Raw genomic sequence first — 19388 nt, 5'->3', positions numbered from 1 at the left:
CTACCTGCTTTCATTTAATAAGAATTTTTGAAATATGAATAAATCATTATTTTCAATTCTCATTATATTTTTATCTTTGCATAATTTATCAATGTTGTATTTTATTCTTTCAAATGAAGTATTATTAAATACTTTTAATAATTCGCTGCCATTAATACTTCGTTCTGAATTATTATTAAAATAATTAATTAAATCTTTACGATTATTTTGAGTAATTTTTTTACTTATTGGTATTAATACTTTTTTATTAAAGTCTTCATCTATTAATCTATGTTCTTGTCTCGTAACATAAATAAGATTTTCAAGTCTATTATCAAGTGCATTATTATTAATATGATGAATTTCGTAATGTTCTCTATTATCTATTGGATCGAAAGCTCTTTTTACTAATTCATAAACAGGAACATTTCCATATTCTTCAAAATAAATCATTGCAACATGCATAAAAGATCCTGTCGCATATTGTTTAAGTATTTTACCTTTATATCTAACAGCACCAAATTTATTAACTTCAATTATTAAATTTGGTGCTAATTCTAATTTTTCATATGAATTGTCATTAGAATTTGTTTTAATTGGCTTGTAATGAGGATATTGAGTCTCGGGTTTATTATTAAACAATTCTTTTTTTAATAATTCGATCTCTTTTTTACTTAAAGAATGATATTGTTTCCACCCTGTCATAATCTACGCAACCTTATATAATTCATATTCAAGTTCACGGATTGCATCTCTGTATTTATCGTTTCCACCAAACAAAGCAGCAATGCGAGCTGGCTTGCCATATTTAATAAATGGATTCTGTTTTAAAATCTCTGTTGATTCAATATCATAAATGCCTAGTTCAGCATATTTATCCAAAAGTGCATTTATTACTTCACGAGCAGCTTCTCCGTACTTTCCAAAGATGTCACGTTTTTTTACATTCTCTGCACGTTCTCTTCTTGTAAGAGGCTTTTGATTAAATGCAATATGACAGATAAAATCAAAGTCATCTACATCAGTCATGTTCTGGTCTTTCTTAATCAGTTCAAGATCAATGCCTTTTTCTTTAAGCATGTTTCGAATGATTTCTTTTTTCTGTTCACCGTTCCAGGTTTGGATAAAGTTCTCCAAAGTCTGGTAAGTTCCAAGAATACTTTCTTTTGTGTAATCTTCAATAGATTCCTGCTTCAAAAGTTTTCCGTCTGTATCATAAATTGAAACTAAACGCTGAAGGACATTTACTCTAACTCCACCTTTTCCAATAATTGGTTTTGGATTAGGTACAGGAGGATCAACAATAACCGGGCCATCACCACCGTCATCTGTATCATCAGATGGGGCTTTTGGTTCAGGAGGGGTTTTAGGTTCTGGATTTGGATTATAATCTTCATCTTGTTCAATTTCACCATCCCAGTCTGGGTCAGCAAACAAACGGCTTACTCTGCGGAAGTCCATAATTGTAAAATGTGTTTTTCCATCATCGTAGCGAAGTCGAGTTCCGCGACCAATAATCTGCTTAAACTCAGTCATTGAATTAATCAATTCATCAATGACAATCAGCTTAACCATTTTACAGTCACTGCCGGTAGAAAGCAGTTTTGAAGTCGTTGCAATTACAGGATAAGGCTGAGAAACAGAAATAAAATAATCAAGTTTATCTTTTCCATATTTGTCACTTCCGGTAATGCGGACTACATATTGTTCCTTTACATTTCCCTGATTATCTTTCTGAACCATGTCTGTATTCAAATTATTTAATGCAACACGCATTCTATCTGCGGCATCTTCTGTAGGACAGAATACAATCGTTTTAGACATACGGTCTGTTTCTTTCAGGTACTTTGTAATTTCAGCTGCAACTTCATCAATTCTGTCTTGAACAATGATGTTGTAATCATAGTCAGAAAGATTATATTCACGGTCTTCAATTTCATTTCCGTTAATATCCTTCTGACCTTTCTTTGGTCTCCAGCCGTCATCAATATTTGTATGAACATTAATTACTTTAAACGGAGCAAGGAATCCATCTTCAATTCCCTGTTTTAAACTGTATGAATAAACAGGCTCTCCAAAGTAATCTATATTCGAAACATACTTTGTTTCCTTTGGGGTTGCAGTCATACCGATTTGTGTTGCACCATTAAAATATTCAAGAATCTTACGCCAGCGGGAATCAGCCTTTGCAGAACCGCGGTGACACTCATCTACAATAATCAAATCAAAGAAATCAGGAGTAAAGAATTCTTTATACTTTGAAAGTTCGTTTTCAATCTCTTCTTCTGTTTCTTCCTCTTCGTCATTATGATGTTTTGCAGAATCCAACTGCTGGTACAAAGCAAAGTAAACCTGATATGCTGAGATTTTAGATTTGTCTTCTTTCTGAAAATTGATTTTGTGAATTACTTTTTCAAGAGGTTTAAAGTCCTGCTGAATAGACTGGTCCACAAGATTATTTCTGTCTGCAAGATAAAGAACTTTTTTCTTTGTTCCAGATTCAATCAAACGCCAGACTAATTGGAATGCAGTATAAGTTTTTCCAGTTCCTGTTGCCATTGCAATAAGAATGCGGGTCTGTTGTTTTGCAATTGCTTCAAGAGTTCTGTTTACGGCATTTCGTTGATAATAACGAGGTGGATAACAATCTGCTCCAGAATAAAAAGGTGTGTTCATAAGGTTTTCTTCAAAACAAAGAGGAACATCATATACTTTTGTATTACCGTCAATGGAATACAGCATTCTGTTTTCAACTTCTACAATTTTTTCAGCATCTACATTTTTCCATCTGTTATAAAGTTCTTCTGCTGTAGGAAATTCTGAAAGTGGGATTTCTTTTTCTAAGCCTGTTGTAAAATCGTGTTCAAAAAAAGTTGAGCCATTTGAAGTGTAAACGAAAGGAACATCAAGCAAAACTCCGTAACTGATAGCCTGCTGTAAGCCAAAGGAAGATGCGTGGTTATTGTCTTTTGCTTCTACTATTGCAAGCGGTGTTCCCTTGTTGTACCACAGAATGTAGTCACATCGTTTTCCTTTGTCGCGGCTTGGAATGTTTCCTTTGATTTTGACTTTTCCGTCTGTAAAATTGTTGAGAGGAGATGCTGAAATATGAAGATTTTGATTGCGCTTTTTTACAGCCTTCCAGATTTCTGTTTCCATGGAGATTTTTTTTGCATCCCACTTTGCTTCGAGGGCAGTTGTTATGTATTCGTGTTTTATGTCTTCTTCGGACATTTCGTGAATGTCAAAAATATCACTCATTTTTCACTCTCCATCAGCAGCATTCACTTCCATAATATCCCCAATCTCACAGTCCAGGGCTATGCAGATTTTCCTGAGGCTTTCCATGGAAACATCTTCGCCTTTGCCCATTTTGGCTACGATGTTGCTGGTGATTTTTGCCTGGCGGATGAGGTCGCTCTTGTTCATGTCGCGGTCGATTAGGATTTTCCAGAGTTTTTTGTAACTTGCACTCATTGTAGTTTTCCTGTCTTGATTTCGGTCTTTAAATAGTCATACACATAAAGGGGGCTTTGAAAGTAAAGTCCTGTCTTTGGGTCACAGAGTTTCTGGTAGAGTTCTGAGTTGTACACGGCACGCAAGGCCTGTTCCACGGTAAAAGAAAAATCCCTTACGAGATATGTCGCAAGGTCTCGTGTGGTACATTCAATCTGATATTCAACATCATTCATGGCAGAGTCCTTTGTTTACAAGCGTTTGAACCATGATACAAAAACATCAGACATTTCCTCCATGGTCTTTGCAATAAGAAGCTAATGTATCTACCATTTCCGAATATGCAAGGGTGTGGGCTATATTGTAGTGCTGTTCCAAAAGCGTAATGGCATTAAAGCGGTCAAGGTAGTTGAATGCCTGTGTTGTGGAAAGAGAATATTTTTTTGCAAAATCGCTTACGAGAGCAACTGTGTATTCTATTTTGTCTTTTACAGGTACTTCCGCCATTCTGATTCTCCGTCAGTGTAATTTTACCATGATTTTCTTATACCTTCAATAAAATCTCACGATATCGAAAGGTAAATAAAGAACGCGTTAGGGATTGAAGCCACGCCAAAGGCGGCCACCGCAACGAAGTGAGGAGGCTGAAGCGATAGCGGAATGGCGGAAAGCCCGACCGGCTGCCGAAGGCAGCCGGGAACGCCCAACTTTCTAGGCACATTTCAAAAATCTGTCGCTTTTCCTACACAAAGGTGAAATATGCACATTGAGAAAAAAAATTTCCATGCTACACTCCTCTCGAGATTTAGATTCCGAATCAAGTTCGGAATGACAGGAGACACAATATGCAGACAATCAAATTAAACAACGGAATCGAATGCCCTGTAATAGGACTTGGACCTTTATGCTCTCATCCGCAGATGCCCAGAACAGCACCCGCGAGGCTCTTAAGATGGGCTACCGTCTTATCGACACAGCCAACGCTTATGTAAACGAGCGCGCTGTCGGACGGGGAATCAAAGAAAGCGGCGTTGAGCGAAAGGAGATTTTTCTTTCCACAAAGCTCTGGCCGTCGGAATACGAAAATCCGAACGCTGTTGACGAAACTCTTGAGCGTCTTGGAGTAGATTACGTTGACCTGCTCTACATCCATCAACCGGCAGGAAACTGGCTTGCAGGCTACCGTCAGCTTGAAAAGGCACTCCGCGATGGGAAAGCCCGCTCAATCGGCATTTCTAATTTTGAAGGAAAATATATAGAAGAACTTGAGACTAAATGGGAAACTGCCCCTCAGTTCATTCAGGTGGAAGCCCATCCATATTTTACGCAGAAGGATTTACGCGTAACTCTGGACAAGTACGGTATCAAATTGATGAGCTGGTACCGTCGCAAGCCTATGGCTTGCTTACCTAGTTTCCGCTGAGCGTAAACTAGCACAATATATTTCTGCAAGTTTGGCGAAGACAAACTCGGTAAGCAAATTGCAAGGCAATTTGCGACGATTTGTGGTGATTCCTGGAAGTAAGAACGTTGACCACATCAAAGACAATCTTAACATCATGGACTTTAAGCTGACCGCCGATGAAATGGCAAAAATCGCCAGCTTGGATAAGGGTGAGCGTTACTACCACCGCACCGACGAGCAGCTGCTTCAATTTGCCGCATGGAAGCCGGAGTTTGAGAAGACGTAAGAGGTAAAGCGTAAGGAGCCGGCCGGTTAGTCGAAAACGCGACGGGCCAGCTGGCTCAGTCGGGAAGCGTCAGTCCTGTGTTAGATTGAGCTTCCGATGAGCGGGGCCGAGATTTTCGGAATGCGAGGCGCTTTTTTGCGGAAGATTTGGAAGATGGAGTTTTACAACTCTCTCCTAAATGTATGAATATACGATGCCTTATTCTTTTAAAACTTCCCTCAACTCTTCCGCTTTTTTATTATGTGCTCCTTCAATTATGCTTTTATAAAATCTTGCAACATCATCATCAGTCAAAATATGATTTACCTGACTATTAGAAAGAGCAATGTCTATCAGCCAATCGATTTCATCAGGACTCCAGTAATCGACTTTTCGAAGCTCGGCTATAACTGTATGTGTTGTTCTAAAGCTGCCGCTTTCCTCTAGATTGAGCAGTAATGATTTCTTCAATTTTTGCTCCTCAGAAAAATTTGCCTCGTCCAATTCATACTCTTTCTTATTTTTGAAATGAATCTCTTCCAGAAGCTCATTATAATATGTCCTGTCAATGATTGCTTTTACAAGCGCATCCAACTCAGAACCTTCACTGTAATCAGCAGGCGCAAAATATTTTATACGCTTGTCATGCATCATCTTATAGACCTTTTCCTTTTTCTGTGTTGCAGGATTGTATACGCCTATTGAATGGCCTCCATTTGAATTAACTAACTTCATGCACGGAATGTCAGTGTCGCTGTCACCGATATAAATTATATTTCTGAAAGGAACACGCATTGTTTCTGTTGGAAAATAATCGTTAATTCCAGAATCATTTATATCCAAGGTTCCTTTCTCAATTCTGAAAATAAACTGCGTTTTGTTTGTATAATTAACGACTTGAGCAGGCCATTCAGCCACATCCCTGTCATTGTAATAAAATGAGCTTGCGTATATGCGTTCAAAAGAGGAGGCAACTTTAGTTCCCCAATCATTTCTTTTAGTCCTGACGAGATAATATAATGCTCTATAATAACACCTTTGTCTTTTGCATAGTCACGAATCCTTTCAAACCATTCCTCAACACCAGGAAAAAGCTGTATTTTTGAGCCATAATCTCTCAAACTCTTTTTGGTGAATAAGACTTTTCCCTCTGATTCATGCAACATCGTATACATATATGCAAGGTTCTGATCCATCTCATTATGCTCAGCAAGGCCATTTGATTTTTCCCAAAAAGAGTTGACATCATAACCAACAGACTGAATGAATCCCTGAGCCTGCATATCATCAGGCGTAAGTGTTTTATCAAAATCATAACAGATTGCCACAACCGGCTTATTTTCTTTTACTTTGCGTTCATATTGTTTGTTCATAGAATAAAATATCCTTAATAATTCTTTGCATTACAAATCAGAGGACTCCCCAAAAAAGGAAGCCCTCTGAAAAAATTAAGCAGTTACATTAACAACTGTGGAATACACGGTTTTTTCGTAACGCTCAGTTCCCGGTTTTGTGACGAGCTTTATTTCATAACTGCCTGATGCAACAGCAGGAACATAGGCCTCAATGACATTCGTTCCAATTCTGTTGTAGTTTGAAACACGAGTTTCGGAAGAATCTAATGAAACGAGGAAAACACCCTGCACCTCATCTTCCGCAACAAAGGAAACATTCTTGCCTTTGATTCGAAGCATAGCCCCCGCAGAAAAATCAAGATTTTCGCTCTCCATACCGTTTGGAAGAATAGAAGAAATTTCCTTGATTGCAGGAAGCTGAACATATCCGCTCCCTGCAAGTTTGTAAGAAGCGTCTTTTGTCATTTCATCCGCAGCGTCATCCTTGAACTTGAAGACACTTGTTATCCTGTGGTTTCCTTTTCCGGGAACAAAACCGTCATTTAATTTTGCGACAGTTCCGTTTGCCTTGTTATACACATAGCCAAAAGGAAGCTCCACTTTGTAGCCAAGATTTACAAAATGACGGACCCGGTCGTTAAGAACCGAAAGCACGGCTCGGGCATCCGCATCCGTGATAGTTGAATTGTAACTGATGATTTCCCTTACAAGCTGCTCGCTGTCCATAATCTGATCAACGACGCTCCTAAAGCAATATTTGTCTTTACCCTCGCCAGTCTTGAGGGAATTTTGGTAAGCATAAATCTGTACCATAATCTTATCCTTCTTCTGTATTTTGGCAACCTCTAAAAATTACAATTTGAGGTTGCCGCCGAGTTTAAAAGCCCGAAATTGCGGGCTTTTAAACTCGGCATTTTCAGAGTTGCCTCAAAAAACTGAAGTTTTTAGAGGCTTCTTTTTTTTAGCGCAGAAGCCGCATCTTCTAATATTCCGACATTTCGGAAATCCATTGCGCCCTTTTCTATCCTAAGCCCACAGGTAGCCGAAAAGAGCGGATTGACAAAAGAAGAAGGATAAACTATAATTCTAACATTGCATTTCGAGAATTGGTTTATCCAACTTCTTGACCAGAGCCGTTTTAAGTTTTACCAGAACTTAGACGGCTTTATTTTTTTCCAGCACAATCATAGGCTTGCCTCCTTAGCGATTTAAAATCGCATTTATTTCTGAAAGCTGTTCATCCGTAAGACTTTCAGCTTTTCCTGCAAAATTGAGCACGACTTCTTTTGCAAGACGGTTCTCATTGATTTTTTTCATATCAATCTGCACCAGCTTACGGTCTGTATTAAGTTCAGCCTCTTTCAATTCTTTTCGCTGCCCTTCATCAAGACCATATTCTGTACATATTTTATCAGTCAAATCAGGCGGAATATCACGATTCCCGCTCTCTATGGCAGAAAGATAAGAAGAATTAAGCCCAAGTTTTCCTGCCATGTTTTTTAACATCTCGTGTTTGTTAATCCTTAGATGCTTCAAAAGCTCGCCATACTCGCTAATCTGTCTTTCTTCTGCCATAAGAACTCCTTCCCCTCCGCTCTTATCTAACTGAGATAATCTTAACATACCTATATAAAATTATCAACCTGTTAATTTTATATCATGTTTTTATTTTTTTTGTCAAGAAAATTTTTTAGTGAGTTTTCTAATTCTTCCAAACATTCTTATGATGATAATCCAAGAACTCCAAATGCTCGTTTTCTATCCAGCGAAGTTTCATATCACTATTAATACCAAGCCCTCTTAAATCTGCTCCTTTAAAAGAAAAGGCAGATGACACCATAATCAATCCATCATCTGTAAAAGAAATATAACCTTTGTCGAAAAGTGCATCCAGATTTGCTGTAAGCAAAAATCCGTTGTAAACATTTAGTCGCTCGGCGTCACTTGTGCAATCTTTCCAAGACTTTGCATGGCTTGCTCGCAATGCTTCTGTAAGAGTGCAACCTGTAACAGCACAAGCTCCGCCCCAATAATTCATGAGGGCATCCCGATAAATGTCTTGCCCTACTCTTTCTTTTACAAGCCGTTCAGCTTCGGTCTTTTGAATTTCGGTATCTGAAAATTCTGCAAGTTTTTTCTGATATTGTTCTAATGGATTGTCAGGAAGCGAAGCAAAAAGTTCTGCAATTCGTTTTAACAATCTAGAAAAGGAGAACGATTCTTGTAATGTGAATTCAAATTCTCCATTAGAATTAAAATGAATCCCGGAATCAAAATGACTTTTACTAAATGCCTTGCTAAAGCGAATAACAAAAGAACCATCTGAAGTCTTCCGAATGGTACTGGTTTCCTTAAAAAAAGAACTGAATAAGTTGATGCAATCTGACTTGGAATTGCTGTCAATTTCCCAGCCGGCATCCTTTGCGCATTTTTCCAGTATCGTTCTTTCTATAGTTGATATGTCCATAATAATCTCACTTTAACGAATATGTCCTGTTCCTGTTAGCGCCATTGGCAACAATCTTGCCATCTTCAACGAGTTCGGAAAGATAGTCTTTTGTGCGTGATTGCTTCAAGCCGATAAACAAAGCAATATCCTGTGAGCGGGCTTCGGAATGTTTAGAAAGATATTCCAGAATTTTGTCTTTGTAGTTTATCGCCGATTTATCGCCGACATTTTGATTTATCGCCGATTTATCGCCGATTTGTGAGTTTATCGCCGTTTTTTGGGCTTTATCGCCACTTTTATCGCCGTTTTTCTTATACGAAGGACGGTAAAAGTTCACACGAAGCATATCGCCAATTTCAAGGAACTCAGGTCTTTCCACCCCGTATTCATCGCACTCAGCAAAAATGCGCTTAAAGCCGGACCCCCAGCCTTCAAGAACAGCAATCTTTTCAAGAGTGCGGGCAAGCGTTTTATTGCGGATTGACGAACGGCCTTCCAGAGCCTCTTCTAAAGTCAAAGAGCCATAGATGCTTCCCGGTGAAGAAATTTCAACACGGTCATCATAGACCGCTACCTGAACGCTGGAACTCATCTGATAGTTTCGGTGAATTACAGCATTAATAATCAGCTCGCGGATTGCCTTGTGTGGAAGTTCATATTTTTCTTTGTGAACAATGCCATTGATTTCCACCGCCATGCTCAAATAGTTCAGAACAAATTTATAGGATCCGTCTATCTGCTCACAAAGTGGACCTTCATATTCCTTTTTATCAAGAAAATCAACACGCTCTGTACCACGGAATCTGGCACACTGAATGCGGGAAGTATAATCATGCTTTCCCAAAAGAATTGCATAGGCATTAGTCGCTGTATCCTTTTTATTGCCGATTATAAGATTCAGATTCTCCAAATCTTTTCTTGTAATCTTACGTTCTGCACGCTCAGAAAAATCCCTACAAAGATATTTTATATCTTCATCTTCAACCTTTACACTAGGACAGGCAAACTCATCATAATAAACATGGCGACCACGGTTAGAAAGTTCCTCCAAAGCAGTCCAGTCTGCATTGCGGGTTGTCGCTCCAAGACGTATAAATGTGCCGTTTTCTTTTCCAAGGGATTTAATAAAATAAGGAGTTGCGTTTCCAGGGAACACATTGACAATCAAAAGCTGGGCATCGCCTACCATCTCGGCTGTAATGTCGAACATAATCTGCGGCTCGCACATCTGGCCAATTGTATCTGCTATGTTATCCTTTAGTTCAAATAAGTCTACAGATTTTGCAAGACCTACAAACTCACGCTGATTGTTTACGCCAAGAACAAATTTGCCTCCAGCCCCATTTGCAAAGGCAACAATGGTTTTAATCCATTTTTGTGAATCATGAGGAAGCGTTGCTTTGTATTCTAATGTACGGCTTTCACCGTTTTGGATTTCTTCTTGTAGGGTCATTTAATCGTACTCCTATCTTTTATTTATCTCTGGCTTATATTCATCAATCAATTCATTCTTGATTTGCTTATTTTTTTCTTTGTCGTCGCAAGCAATAAACCATAGTTCAATGTTTTTATTGTGATTTTCGTTTAAAAATGCACTTAATCTACAAGCTGTAAGTTGGCCATCTTTATGAAGTTTTCTTGGAATAATATTTCCATAAGTTCCCATCATAACTTTCTTAAGGGAATCATTTGTCATGCCTACATAAACAACACTACCATCTACCGTAAAGACAAAAACACCTTTTTTATCTTCATACTCAGGAGAATCTATTGAAAAACTTGTGAATAAAGAATCAGCATATTGATTCAATTCGATGTCGTTATTTGGTTCTATAACTTTTAGGTCAAAACCATGAAAAAGAAGTTTGATTTTGTGAAGATTGTATGATTGAAGCAGCTTATGCATTATTTGATTCTCCTATAGACAACTCAAATTTTTTATAGTTTTGAATAATAGTTTCAAGTTTTTTTACTAATTCATGATAGGAAGAATCTTTTTCACAAGTAGCTTCAAGACAAGATTTTAAGTCAATAAAGGTTGAACTAAATGAATTACTAGGAAATGATTCAATATAATTTATTATACAGTTTTTTAACTCTTCATCATTAATATCAAAATTTAATCTCTTTAAGGATAGCATAAAAGAAATATACTCATAGGAAGTTTTATCTTTCGAAATATCCAAAGAATTGATAAAGGATGTGATTATTTGTTTACAATTATCATTGCCCATCTGATAAATAATCATAATCAAATGTTCAACAAATCTGTACTTATCACTCGGAGTTATAATTGAATTTATTGTAATTAGTAATTTCTTTAATAAATCTTCATTTCTAAACTTTGTTGAATCCTGAATAGCTATCTTACATACGTTTATTAATTTATATCGTAACAAAGCTTCAATTTCATACACATTGCATTTATCTTCTGCTAATTTGGAAATCAAGCATTCAAAAATTTTTAATGCAGGCTTTCCTTTTACGTTTGTTCCTTCAAATAAATTACATTGATTTATAAAGAATAATTCTACACTTTCAAAAATTGTCATTTGATTTCGTACATAAGTAATAATTTTACAAATCTGATTAATAATTTTATTTGTTTCAGTAATTGAAAGATTTAATAAAGATAAAATAAATAGACAATTATCTATATATTTTTCCAGATTTGATAAAGCAGTATTTTTTCTATTTATATAATTGTTTACACAGTTTTTTAAGACATCATTTATAAGCCAGGCTCGTAAAACATCAGATATCAATAATTGATTATTACCCTCTTTGTATGCTTTGAAAAATTCTTGAATTGTTTTGAAATCAAAGTATTTTATGCTCGCATACAATTCCGTTTTATTTGGATTCCATTTTGTTTTATCTCTCTGATTTATTTGACTTAAATATAAATAATTATAATTTACTTTTTTGTATTCTTCATATTCCTCAAAACAGATTCCATTATTTACTATAAAATCAACTAGATTTTTATGAATAATTTTATGACCAAAAACTTCTTTTTCAGATCTTCCATGTTTTACTAAAATATTAAATTTTTCTTTACATTCTTTGATGGAATTTTGAGATGTATAATTTAATACATATAGTTTATCAAAATTTATTAATGAATATATAGGATAAACTTGTCTTTTGTATTTTAATGGAAGTTTATTATATTCAAAGTCTATATCTATTGTTTTTAATTGACGGAAATAATCCTGCTTATTTTTATCTTTTGTAAACTCGAATTTAAGTTTTCTAACTAAAATATTATAATTAAAATAACTAATAAAAGTGTATATAAAATCATTTTCCTTCTTACTTTTTTGTATTAATTCATTTGTTAGATTGAATGCCTTTTCATATTGCTCAATACTATATAAGGAGAATATTAGATCTAACATTTCTGAATTATTTGAAAACTTTTTTGTTTTATAATCAAAATTGAATCTATTCGAATAATTATCATATAGTTCTGGCCCATTTATATCGAATGTCAAATTAATTTTATTTTTAATCATTCCATCATCACATAGGCCATGAATATCTGCTCTTTTTAAAATATTGATTATATATTCCATCTGTGATTTGTGTTTGTTGAAATCTTGATTATAAATCAATGCATTGCTTAAAAAATCTCTATAACAAATACGAGTTGATTCATCATAATCTAAAGAAGCTATTTTATCATAGAAGCTCAAAGATGATGACAGCCCATCTTCATACATAATGCAACAATTGGTAAGAACATCTTTTATTTGCGAAAATAAAATAACCTTATAATTATTTAGTGGTTCTAATTTATTTACTAAAAAGGCACACGAATCATTTTTATAATTTAATGGATTATATTTATCACAAAGTTTAAAGAATTCAATGAAACTTTGTTTTGACTGATTGTTATTATTACATATTTGAAAGACTTTAATTCCGTATTTACCAAGATAATTTAATTCGGCTGTATCTTTAGGGCTTGTCGTTATCATATAAATGGGTAAACGTTCTTTTGAATTATCTTTTACCCAGGAAACAATTTGTTTAAGGTCCACATCATTAAAAGAATATCCAAGAAGAACTATTACATGCGTTGAGAAGATACTTTTTAAGAAATTTTCAATTAAGGGGAAATTCACTGAGTAATTTAAATAATCAGATTCTGCATAGACAAAATTATCATGCTCAAAATCTCCATGCATTTTTATATACTTTGAATTATTTACAGATTTTACTAATTCATTATCGTTTACAATAATATCATAGATATTTGTTGTCTTCTCAATTGCATCATCAATCAGCTTATCCCAATTTGTTGTAATAATATAATGTGGATTCAGATTAACAAGTTCTTTATGTAAAGTTCCTGCTACATCAGGTGTTTTGGGAAAACTTTGTAATACAGCTTGTTTCAATTTTGCTTTCCCAAACTGTAACTTATACAATTCGGCAATTTTCAAATTATCTAAGTTCTTATTACAATTTAGTTCTTTTATTAATTTTTTTGTAACACCACTCCAACTTTTATATTTTTTATTATTCTCGCTAACAGAAAAACCTGCTCCAACAAAAATAGCAAGATTACCAGATTCTTTTGATTCTTGGATAACAGAGAGATATTTTTTTGTTTTTTGGGTTAATTTTATACTCATTTCTTTACGATTCCCTACTCCATCCTATCCCATGCTTCAAGCACAAGCCGCTGTGTCCTGTACTCCCCATACTTGGCGATTTCGCTTTCTTTGAGGACGCGGAAGGTTTCGCTTGGGTAGTCTTCACCCATTACGGAGTGTGGGTCCAGGATGTACTGGAGCTCGGTGCGGGTAAGACCGTACAGGCGGGCGTAGTATGCGTCCAGCTCGGCACGAAGGACTGCACGGTTTGCATCGTCAAAGATGTATGGAGGAAGAAAACTTTCTGAAAACTCACGGTCAACAAACTTTTCGTCGGTGATTCCTTCGTTTTCTTTGTTGTTCAATTGCAGCATTTTAAGGCGCACTTTGAGAGATGAATCATTCCACAAGGCTCTTGCCCATTCGGTCATGTCTGTAGCAGTGTATGTGAGAGCCATTACACGGGGAACGATAAATGAAAGTGCTGCTTCAGAATATTCTGTTGGTTGAAGAACTGGGAGTTGATTAACAATAAAGAAATTAAAATTAATTCCACCAACTTTAAATCTTGCAACAAAATCAAATGGTAGAGAATTCATATTTGATAATAAACAAGCTTTAAGAGTAGCTTTTACACTTTTTGAGAAAACCATAACAGGAGCACTATTACCAACCCCACTTAATGGTAATGCACTAGCTAAAACAGTGCGAATATCTGTTGCTCGACAAATACCACGGAATCCCATCAAATACTTCGGACACAACTTCTCTGCAACTTCAAACACAGCCGCACCTAATTCTTTGGAATTGAGAGTTGAAAGTTGAGAATTGAGAATTTTCAATTCCTTGTTTTCAATATTCGATTCTCCGCTCTCAAGTTTCTCGGTTTCCGAAAACAAATCGTCCGACATTCCCGCCTTTTCTCGAATCAACTCGCGGAGTTTCTTTTCTGTCTTGCCATTTTCAATTTTCAATTCTCCATTCTCAATTTGAATCAATTCCCTCAGAGCCTGAACAATTTTCAAATCCAGCGTTGTTGTTCTAAGTACGGTTTCTGCATACGGCACATAATATTGCGGTGTTACTGTAAAATTGGTATCTTCTTTTTGCTCCACAGTTACATCTTTTGGCTCACCATTAACAAATGTGTTCCAGCGGTGGTCAAACTGATGCATGAGTTTTGCCTCGTAGAGAGGCAAAACTTTCAAGTTTCCTTCGGAAACTCGCGGGTCGTCCGGAGATATGAACAATCCGCTGTCATTAGACATATCATACATTCGCTGAAAACTTACGCCCCATGGATTTCCATTTTCTTCATCGGTTTCATTGACGAATACGCCGGCCTTTTTGTAAATCTTTTTGGCAAGTTTTGCATCTTCTTCGCTTCGGAAAACTGGGCATGTATGGGTGTTGGGATTTATTAAATCAAAATCTTCTGGAGTCATCGTAAAATGGCGGCGGCTGTCTTCAAGCTCATTCAGATTATGAAGGAAGAAAGCAAAGTCGCTCATTCCGTCTTTTGGCGCAAGAGTTATAAGACTGAATTTAAATCTTGAATCAACAGTCGGGAAAAGCCCCTCGCGATTCTCAAAATCATACAGGCTTTTCAAAAGTCCGCTTGTAGCAATCTTTCCAAAATATGCCTTAGTTCCGTCATCGGTTGCAATTCCAGACGGCACAATAAAGCCAGCTGTTCCAAATGCATCCATCATTGTATAAATAAGCTCTGCAAAAAGAGCATACATGTTTACATCGCCAGTTCCTGTCAGCTTATAGCGACAGTCTGCAAAAGTCTTGTCATTTGCATGAACGAATGTACTTGTACTTTCTGCACTGTGCAGGGCTGTGATAAAACTTTCGTATAATTCACGCTCAAAAGAGAGGTCGCTGTCTTTTAACGCAAGAATCAATTTATCACGAACTGCTTTGTTCTTTGCTTCTGCAATTAAAGGCGCACGACTTGCAAAGAATTCTTTTTCCTGTAATTTGACTCTATCCCAAGGCGGATTTCCCAGAACGCAATCAAAACCAGTTCCTCGCTGGAAAATCTCAGGAAACTCAATTTTCCAATGAAAGAACTTATACAGATTACTCAATCGCACAGCTTCTTCTCTAATGCCCGCTCTCATTGGATTTTCTGCATTTTCTTTTTGAACGTCAAAAATATCTTCACTCAGCGGAACTTTTGCATGGTTTGCTTCTGTTTTTGTTGCAAAGAAAGCGGCTGTGTAAAGATCACAGGCAATTTTGTTTTTAAGATAGTCTTTGTTTTGGAGCAGAGCTTCATACAATTCTCTTTTCTTTTCCTGGTCTTCAATTGTGTCGTTAGCAGTTCCACTGATTCTCCACATAATTGAAGCAAGTTCTCCGCTGGAAGTTGCAAGGTCTTTTGAAAACAAATCACCCTGAAATTTACTCTTTCGGCTTTCTTTATTGGTTTTTACAAGTTTTGAACATTCTTCTTTTTCGTCTCCACTAAGTGCTGTGTATGCGGCATCAGGAATTCCATTGTTCAATACATTAAGGTCGTACACACCAACAAGAGAGTTTCCACACTTTATATGATGGCTTAAAAATTCAAGTGGTTTTCCAGATTCGTAGCCTTCAAGCCAAAGTGCAGTTCTTGTAAGTTCTACAGCCATATCATTTAGGTCTACACCATAGATACAATTTGTAATTACATCACGTAAGGCTTTACGATACAAATCCTGTGACGGAACTGCATCCTCCATTTTTTCCAAACGTTTTTCAACAAGAACTTCTGCAATTCTACGGGCTGCTGCCAACAGAAAGTGTCCTGAACCACAGGCTGGGTCTACCACGCTGAATGAAAGAATTGTTTTTTCATAATCCATTTCTTCATTGCGTTTTTGAGCTACTTGCTCTGCTCGTTCAATTTTTCCCATCAAACCTGGTTCAAGGGCTGATTTTATAAGGCTGTTCACAAGATCCGCATTTGTATAATAAGAGCCGCTGGTCTTTCTTGCGTTTCCTGTTGTGCTTCCTTCTTCGTCAATTCCGTTTTCATCGCCAATTCCAACAAAACTAAATGAACGGCTATCCAAATCAACGCGGGGAACAAGTTCCAAAAGACTTTCGTAAACTGAACCAAACTCTTCGGTTCCCATGTTGCGATAATCTGTAAATGTTAGTTTCGAATCGATATAGCACCATCGAAGGCAGCGGATTGCCTTTAAAAAATGTTCGTTGTCGATATTACATGAATCCAAAAGAGGACACTGATCTGCTCTAAAAAGTCCACCAAGCGGAGACAAATCTAGTTTTTCGTTTCCCTGCTGCAGTGCTTTGAATACAACCTGAACGCCATGCCAGATATCTGTGTATTTATCATTTGCTGGAATACGACGGCTCTTTTCTGCAAGCCGGTGAATGCTGTAGCCTTCGCGATAGATTTTGTGTGCTTTTCTTAACTCTGGTGTGAGCTGTGCTTCATCGGTACTGTGAGCAAAAAGCAAATCACGCTCTTCGATTGTTGAAAGAAAGAGGAATCTGTAAACTTCGCGAAGCAGAGCCTTGTAGAAATCCATTTGTGTATATGTAACACCGTCTGCTCGCTTTCCGTCTTTTAATGCATTTAAGAGTGCGTTGTTTCCTTCTCCTTCTGTCTGCAAGAAACCGGCACCAAGATGAAGAAGCGCATTTGTAACGCCATCGCGCAAACCTTCGCGAACACGAGTTCCGTTTGTAATTCCTTCCTGCCGCCAGGCTTCCCAAACATCTACTCGGCTTGAATGAATCAAGTACCAGAGAGCAACAAAGTCTGGATAGCGGCTATCGCTCAAAATGCTTTCTATGTCAAAGCTCAAATAAGAAGGTCGAACAAGACTGTCTGAATCCCGCAAGAGGCGGAGTTCAAGCCCGTTTGTAGCCATTGCCCAGGTACACTCATTTGAAGCGTTTAAGAAAAGCTGAGCCAGACTGAATGCAGACTTTTTGCGGCTGGTAACACCTTCTACGCTAAAACGGCCGTCCGCTTCATCAAGAGAGAATGTATATGGAGCGATGATTATTGGCACATCTTTTGCAGCATACTGTTTTACAGAATACTTTCGGTCTTTTATAGTCTTTGGGCTTGAAGTAATGAATGAATCATAGTTCAATGCTTTTGTAAAAAAGTCTTCAATAAACTTTTTGGTTGTGTCAAAAGCGGAAGATTCGTTTCTGTTCTTTTTATATTCATTGTAAAATGCCCGGGCTATATTAAAACTGCGGCTTATTTCATCGCTAAAACGCAAGCCAGGCAAAAGCTTGTAATCTTCTGCGCTCTGATGGCTGGATTGCCCCTGCGCCATAAGAGAAAGCATATCGGCAGAGAATAAAGAGCCTACTAAAGAAAGTGTTGTATATTCGTTCTGATTGTTTTTCATTTGTTATTCTCCTGATTTTGAGCGAGCACCAGCCAGTGACCAGATTTCTTAGAACCTTCCCGGCTGATAAAGCCCTTTTCACGCAATGCTTTTACAGCACGATTCACAGTAGGCATGGAAACACCTGTTAATGAAGCAAGTTCCTCGGTTCTAACAAAAGGATTCTTTTCTATCTCAGAAAATATTTGCTTTTCGGATTCCGACAGATTTATTCTATCATTTAATCTATCATCGCCATTGTTTATTCTATCATTATCGTGTAATCTGTCACTTATTCTATCATTTATTCTATCATTATCAGGCAATTCTGATGAAGTTTTAGGGACAACAGGCTCAAACAAGTCTTTCCTTGTTCGCCTGATAGTCGAAGTAAAGCAAAAATCAGTAGCAGAGTATTCCACTTCGTCCAATCCGTGTTCGCGGCAAAGGTCGGCAATTCGCTTGATTCCTGTTCCCCACTTTTCAACAATGCCCATTCTTAAAAATGTATCTGCAATCAGTTCATTTCTTATGCTGGAACTGCCTTGAAGCATTTCTTCCAGAGTCAAACCGCCATAAAGCCCGCCGGGACTTGTGATTTCAAGCCTGTCATCATAAATGCACACCTGAATATAAGAATGTGCAAGATAGTTCCTGTGCATAACGGCATTTACGATAAGTTCACGGATAGCTTCCTCTGGGATTTCTGGAATATCCCTTCTATATAGACCTTCGATTTTTGCACCGATGTTGATATGCTGCAAAACAAAGTTGTAGGCATTTTCTATCTGCTCATAAATAGGGCCTGAATATTCCTTGCGGTCAATAAAATAAACCTTGTCCGTCCCCCTAAAAACCCCGCACTGCACCTGGGCAAAATGAATGTCTCCTGTCTCCAAAAGCCTGAATGCTATGGATGGAAAAAGTTTTCCGTCTTCTTCTTTTAGCAAGCCCCAGCTTGTAAGATTTGCAAGAGTAACGGGGTTTTTCTTATTGTATTTTTCTATTGCATGGCACAAATGCAAGGCAGATTCTTCTGAAACAGCTTCATGCTTTTCAAAAATCTTGTCATAAGACTTTCTCTCTCCCCAAAGCATAAGTTCTTTTACTTTTTCATACTCGGCTTTTCGTGTTGTGGCTGCAACCCGGATATAAACTCCGTCTGAAATTCCCTCTGCCTTTAAGAAATACGGCTGATTCTGTCCCTCAACGATTTCCACAATGACTATAGTTTTGTCTTCAATCGTTTCAAATGTGATTCTGGGAACAACTTGCGGTTCTATGGTTTCGCTAATCATATTTGCAAGAGCGTCCATGAGCCTAAAAACTTTTTCGTTCTCAATACCGATTATCTCATGAGTTTCATCATCAACACCAAAAACAATACGTCCGCCGTGTCTGTTCGAAAATGCTACGACAGTTTTCATTAGCTTTGAGTCTTTAGAGGGTATCTCTCTTTTAAATTCAAGTTTTTCAGTTTCTCCTTTCTTAATCTCTTCTATCGTCAT

Annotated in this window: 16 protein-coding genes; 2 read left to right on the top strand and 14 right to left on the bottom strand. The window is 37.1% G+C overall.

All coding sequences use genetic code 11. The features are described from left to right. From B5D47_RS01145 to B5D47_RS01125, 4 genes are all read right to left on the bottom strand, one after another. A complete protein-coding gene (locus tag B5D47_RS01145) occupies positions 1-684 on the bottom strand; it encodes an HNH endonuclease (RefSeq protein ID WP_078929976.1) in 684 nt (227 codons plus the stop codon). A gap of 3 nt (positions 685-687) precedes the next feature. After that, positions 688-3240 carry an EcoAI/FtnUII family type I restriction enzme subunit R gene (gene hsdR / locus B5D47_RS01140; protein ID WP_078929975.1) on the bottom strand — a complete coding sequence of 851 codons (2553 nt, stop codon included), beginning with the start codon at positions 3238-3240 and terminating at the stop codon, positions 688-690. 3 nt (positions 3241-3243) lie between these two features. Then, on the bottom strand, positions 3244-3456 hold the full coding sequence (locus B5D47_RS01135; RefSeq protein WP_078929974.1) for a helix-turn-helix domain-containing protein: 213 nt from the start codon (positions 3454-3456) through the stop codon (positions 3244-3246). Between the two features lie 261 nt (positions 3457-3717). Then, positions 3718-3942 carry a DUF3791 domain-containing protein gene (locus tag B5D47_RS01125; protein WP_078929972.1) on the bottom strand — a complete coding sequence of 75 codons (225 nt, stop codon included), beginning with the start codon at positions 3940-3942 and terminating at the stop codon, positions 3718-3720. Between the two features lie 397 nt (positions 3943-4339). On the opposite strand from B5D47_RS01125, the gene B5D47_RS11495 reads away from it, so the two are divergent. Beyond that, positions 4340-4858, top strand: a complete 519-nt coding sequence (locus tag B5D47_RS11495) for an aldo/keto reductase (protein WP_200806535.1) — start codon at positions 4340-4342, stop codon at positions 4856-4858. A 19-nt stretch (positions 4859-4877) separates the two neighbouring features. Beyond that, positions 4878-5126: an aldo/keto reductase gene (locus B5D47_RS11490; RefSeq protein WP_234969873.1), complete on the top strand. Its 249-nt coding sequence runs from the start codon at positions 4878-4880 to the stop codon at positions 5124-5126. A gap of 198 nt (positions 5127-5324) precedes the next feature. Here B5D47_RS11490 and B5D47_RS11605 read toward each other — a convergent pair whose 3' ends face one another. From B5D47_RS11605 to B5D47_RS01075, 10 genes are all read right to left on the bottom strand, one after another. After that, entirely contained in the window at positions 5325-6023 is a 699-nt protein-coding gene (locus B5D47_RS11605) for an HAD family hydrolase (RefSeq protein WP_234969865.1), read from the bottom strand. Continuing rightward, a complete protein-coding gene (locus B5D47_RS11600) occupies positions 5939-6478 on the bottom strand; it encodes an HAD family hydrolase (protein ID WP_234969864.1) in 540 nt (179 codons plus the stop codon). Before B5D47_RS11600 ends, B5D47_RS11605 begins: the two co-directional genes overlap by 85 nt. A 75-nt stretch (positions 6479-6553) precedes the next feature. Beyond that, positions 6554-7273 (bottom strand): HU family DNA-binding protein, encoded by a 720-nt coding sequence (locus tag B5D47_RS01110; protein ID WP_078929971.1) that lies wholly within the window; start codon positions 7271-7273, stop codon positions 6554-6556. A 387-nt stretch (positions 7274-7660) separates the two neighbouring features. Next, complete coding sequence (locus B5D47_RS01105; protein WP_159443460.1) at positions 7661-8035, bottom strand: helix-turn-helix domain-containing protein; 375 nt, start codon at positions 8033-8035, stop codon at positions 7661-7663. Between the two features lie 127 nt (positions 8036-8162). After that, positions 8163-8927: an HNH endonuclease gene (locus B5D47_RS01100; protein WP_078929967.1), complete on the bottom strand. Its 765-nt coding sequence runs from the start codon at positions 8925-8927 to the stop codon at positions 8163-8165. Between the two features lie 7 nt (positions 8928-8934). After that, positions 8935-10362 (bottom strand): ATP-binding protein, encoded by a 1428-nt coding sequence (locus B5D47_RS01095; RefSeq protein WP_078929966.1) that lies wholly within the window; start codon positions 10360-10362, stop codon positions 8935-8937. 12 nt (positions 10363-10374) lie between these two features. Further along, entirely contained in the window at positions 10375-10815 is a 441-nt protein-coding gene (locus B5D47_RS01090; protein WP_078929964.1) for a GIY-YIG nuclease family protein, read from the bottom strand. Beyond that, positions 10808-13552, bottom strand: coding sequence for an SIR2 family protein (locus B5D47_RS01085; protein ID WP_078929962.1), 2745 nt, complete (start codon positions 13550-13552; stop codon positions 10808-10810). Before B5D47_RS01085 ends, B5D47_RS01090 begins: the two co-directional genes overlap by 8 nt. A gap of 14 nt (positions 13553-13566) precedes the next feature. Continuing rightward, positions 13567-17901 (bottom strand): Eco57I restriction-modification methylase domain-containing protein, encoded by a 4335-nt coding sequence (locus tag B5D47_RS01080; protein WP_078929960.1) that lies wholly within the window; start codon positions 17899-17901, stop codon positions 13567-13569. After that, positions 17898-19388 carry an RNA-binding domain-containing protein gene (locus B5D47_RS01075; protein WP_159443459.1) on the bottom strand — a complete coding sequence of 497 codons (1491 nt, stop codon included), beginning with the start codon at positions 19386-19388 and terminating at the stop codon, positions 17898-17900. The genes B5D47_RS01080 and B5D47_RS01075 overlap by 4 nt, the downstream gene beginning before the upstream one ends.

This window comes from Treponema berlinense (assembly GCF_900167025.1).
Lineage (GTDB): Bacteria > Spirochaetota > Spirochaetia > Treponematales > Treponemataceae > Treponema_D > Treponema_D berlinense.
This window is presented reverse-complemented; position numbering and strand designations above follow the sequence as displayed.

Bases quoted from the DNA above. Each gene is read 5' to 3' on its own strand.
- B5D47_RS01135 (WP_078929974.1), bottom strand. From the start codon at position 3,456: ATGAGTGCAAGTTACAAAAAACTCTGGAAAATCCTAATCGACCGCGAC.
- B5D47_RS01105 (WP_159443460.1), bottom strand. From the start codon at position 8,035: ATGGCAGAAGAAAGACAGATTAGCGAGTATGGCGAGCTTTTGAAGCAT.
- B5D47_RS11495 (WP_200806535.1), top strand. From the start codon at position 4,340: ATGCTCTCATCCGCAGATGCCCAGAACAGCACCCGCGAGGCTCTTAAG.
- B5D47_RS01110 (WP_078929971.1), bottom strand. From the start codon at position 7,273: ATGGTACAGATTTATGCTTACCAAAATTCCCTCAAGACTGGCGAGGGT.
- B5D47_RS01090 (WP_078929964.1), bottom strand. From the start codon at position 10,815: ATGCATAAGCTGCTTCAATCATACAATCTTCACAAAATCAAACTTCTT.
- B5D47_RS01100 (WP_078929967.1), bottom strand. From the start codon at position 8,927: ATGGACATATCAACTATAGAAAGAACGATACTGGAAAAATGCGCAAAG.
- B5D47_RS01085 (WP_078929962.1), bottom strand. From the start codon at position 13,552: ATGAGTATAAAATTAACCCAAAAAACAAAAAAATATCTCTCTGTTATC.
- B5D47_RS01125 (WP_078929972.1), bottom strand. From the start codon at position 3,942: ATGGCGGAAGTACCTGTAAAAGACAAAATAGAATACACAGTTGCTCTC.
- B5D47_RS01075 (WP_159443459.1), bottom strand. From the start codon at position 19,388: ATGACGATAGAAGAGATTAAGAAAGGAGAAACTGAAAAACTTGAATTT.
- hsdR (WP_078929975.1), bottom strand. From the start codon at position 3,240: ATGAGTGATATTTTTGACATTCACGAAATGTCCGAAGAAGACATAAAA.
- B5D47_RS01145 (WP_078929976.1), bottom strand. From the start codon at position 684: ATGACAGGGTGGAAACAATATCATTCTTTAAGTAAAAAAGAGATCGAA.
- B5D47_RS01095 (WP_078929966.1), bottom strand. From the start codon at position 10,362: ATGACCCTACAAGAAGAAATCCAAAACGGTGAAAGCCGTACATTAGAA.
- B5D47_RS01080 (WP_078929960.1), bottom strand. From the start codon at position 17,901: ATGAAAAACAATCAGAACGAATATACAACACTTTCTTTAGTAGGCTCT.
- B5D47_RS11600 (WP_234969864.1), bottom strand. From the start codon at position 6,478: ATGAACAAACAATATGAACGCAAAGTAAAAGAAAATAAGCCGGTTGTG.